The sequence below is a fragment of the uncultured Bacteroides sp. genome (genome assembly GCF_910578895.1).
Classification (GTDB): domain Bacteria; phylum Bacteroidota; class Bacteroidia; order Bacteroidales; family Bacteroidaceae; genus Bacteroides.
Window position 1 is genome coordinate 46,197 of record NZ_CAJTSC010000025.1, and the last position, 2,355, is coordinate 48,551.

Consider the following 2,355-nt stretch of genomic DNA (forward strand, 5'->3'; position numbering starts at 1 on the left):
AAAACTATAGTAATAATATTTTTTTTAAGAAAAAAATGACTAAAGCTGATATTGTAAACGAAATTACAAAGAACACCGGAATTGACAAAGTCACAGTGCTTACAACCGTTGAAGCGTTCATGGACGCAGTGAAGGCGTCTTTATCAAAAGATGAGAATGTTTACCTCCGCGGGTTTGGTAGTTTTGTAGTAAAGAAAAGAGCGCAGAAAACCGCTCGTAACATCTCCAAGAACACTACCATCATCATTCCGGAACATAATATTCCGGCTTTCAAACCTGCTAAAACATTCACCATTGCCGTGAAAAAATAATAAACAATAGTATTAACCCATAAAATTTTGAAGCTATGCCAAGCGGTAAGAAGAAAAAAAGACATAAAATGTCTACGCACAAGCGTAAAAAAAGACTAAGAAAGAACAGACATAAAAGCAAAAAGTAATTTTTAGTCTGCAAGACAAAATAAAGAACAAACTTGTGAAGCTATTTATCTCGCGGGTTTGTTCTTTGTTTAAGTAACAAATTGTAGTCAGAAAACAAGTCGACAAGGAAACAAGTTTATAAGGGAACAAGAAGAGAAGTTGATATTCTTCCTTGTCACCCCGTCAACTGAAACCTCGTCAACTTAAAAAAAAGTAATTATTGTGACAAGCGAACTCGTTGTAGACGTACAGCCCAAAGAGGTCTCCATCGCTTTACTCGAAGACAAAAGCCTGGTAGAGCTCCAAAGCGAAGGAAGAAACATTTCCTTCTCTGTGGGCAATATGTATTTGGGACGCGTCAAGAAACTGATGCCGGGCCTGAATGCCTGCTTCGTGGACGTGGGTTACGAGAAAGACGCTTTTCTTCATTATCTGGACTTAGGTCCTCAATTTAACTCGTTAGAGAAATACGTAAAGCAAACTTTAAGCGATAAAAAGAAGCTTAATCCAATTACCAAAGCAACCATACTTCCCGACCTTGAAAAAGATGGAACGGTATCCAATACACTTAAAGTGGGACAGGAAGTGGTGGTGCAAATTGTAAAGGAACCTATCTCGACCAAAGGACCGAGACTGACTTCCGAGCTCTCCTTTGCCGGAAGATACCTGGTGTTAATCCCTTTCAACGATAAGGTTTCCGTATCACAAAAAATTAAATCGAGCGAAGAACGCGCCCGTCTCAAACAGTTGTTGATGAGCATCAAACCCAAGAACTTCGGTGTCATTGTCCGCACCGTTGCCGAGGGAAAGCGCGTAGCCGAGCTTGACGGAGAGCTTAAAGTATTACTGAAACACTGGGAAGAGGCTATTGTCAAAGTACAAAAAGCAACCAAATTTCCGACACTGATTTACGAAGAGACCAGCCGCGCCGTAGGACTGTTGCGCGACTTGTTCAATCCTTCTTTCGAAAACATCTACGTAAACAACGAAGCCGTATTCAACGAAATCAAGGATTACGTAACACTCATCGCCCCTGAACGGGCAGGAATTGTAAAACTGTATAAAGGACAACTTCCCATTTACGACAATTTCGGTATCACCAAACAGATAAAGTCGTCATTCGGCAAAACCGTTTCATACAAAAGCGGGGCTTACCTGATTATCGAGCACACCGAAGCACTTCACGTAGTAGACGTGAACAGCGGCAATCGTACCAAGAATGCCAATGGACAGGAAGCCAACGCATTGGAAGTGAATTTGGGAGCCGCCGATGAATTGGCGCGCCAATTGCGGCTGAGAGATATGGGTGGTATCATCGTGGTGGATTTCATTGATATGAATGAAGCCGAAAACAGACAAAAGCTTTACGAACGTATGTGTGCCAACATGCAGAAAGACAGAGCACGCCACAACATCCTGCCACTCAGCAAATTCGGGCTGATGCAGATTACGCGTCAGCGGGTACGCCCGGCAATGGATGTGAATACTACGGAAATCTGTCCTACCTGTTTCGGTAAGGGCACTATCAAATCGTCCATCCTCTTTACGGACACCTTAGAGAGTAAAATTGACTACCTTGTCAATAAATTGAAGATAAAGAAATTCTCGTTACACATCCACCCGTATATCGCTGCCTACATCAATCAGGGAGTTCTCTCACTGAAGCGAAAATGGCAACTGCAATACGGATTCGGAATCAAGATTATTCCAAGCCAGAAATTAGCATTTCTGGAGTATGTCTTCTATGATCCGCAAGGAGAAGAGATTGACATGAAGGAGGAAATCGAAATAAAATAAAGAAAAACGGTGAAGTTACTCAAAAAACTTCACCGTTTTCTTTTTATACGGCACGGCTTTTGCATTTAGGGAAGTTAGAGGAGTTATCACTTCGCATCGTTTCGTTAGGAGTCATTAAAGGAGTTAGAGCCGATACTCT

The 2,355-nt window shown here is 41.9% G+C and carries 2 protein-coding genes; both read left to right on the top strand.

Annotated elements, in window-relative coordinates:
* Positions 1-17: 17 nt before the first annotated feature.
* Positions 18-311 (top strand): HU family DNA-binding protein, encoded by a 294-nt coding sequence (locus QZ327_RS08185; protein WP_294618589.1) that lies wholly within the window; start codon positions 18-20, stop codon positions 309-311.
* 330 nt (positions 312-641) lie between these two features.
* A complete protein-coding gene (locus tag QZ327_RS08190) occupies positions 642-2,216 on the top strand; it encodes an Rne/Rng family ribonuclease (protein ID WP_294618588.1) in 1,575 nt (524 codons plus the stop codon).
* The last annotated feature ends 139 nt before the right edge of the window (positions 2,217-2,355 follow it).